Here is a 434-nt window from a genome sequence, read left to right on the forward strand (position 1 = left end):
TCTAAAATCAGCCTGATTGTCATAATATGCACCAACTTCATAAGTCATGCTCTTTTCTGGTTTTAGATCTTTGTTACCAAAATCAACTATTTTCCAAGCATTTTGGATAGTGCCTACTTCTGGGGAGATTTGATTGACATTTGGCGTTTTATAGCCAGTTGCTACGCCGCCTTTTAAGCTTAGCGTTTCTGTGGCATTATAGACTAGGTAGGCTCTTGGCGAGAGGTGATTGCCAAAGAATTCGTTGTGCGTGAGTCTTGAGCCAAGCGTTAAAAATAGCTTCTCATCTAAAATTTGCCACTCATCCTCGATAAATCCCGCATGCTCACTCATCGAGTAGCTTTTTGGATTTTTAAGACCATTCCTTGAGGCGTTTGAGACAATGAAGGTCGTGCCGACATTTTGCTTGCTAAAGTCATAGCCAAAAGTTAGTG

At 41.0% G+C, this 434-nt stretch carries 1 protein-coding gene; it reads right to left on the reverse strand.

From position 1 onward, the window contains the following. Positions 1-434 (reverse strand): TonB-dependent receptor domain-containing protein (locus CYP28_RS00685; RefSeq protein WP_181000387.1); only part of this gene is annotated, 434 nt, incomplete at both ends.

Origin of the sequence: Campylobacter concisus (assembly GCF_002914195.1) — a bacterium.
Lineage (GTDB): Bacteria > Campylobacterota > Campylobacteria > Campylobacterales > Campylobacteraceae > Campylobacter_A > Campylobacter_A concisus_M.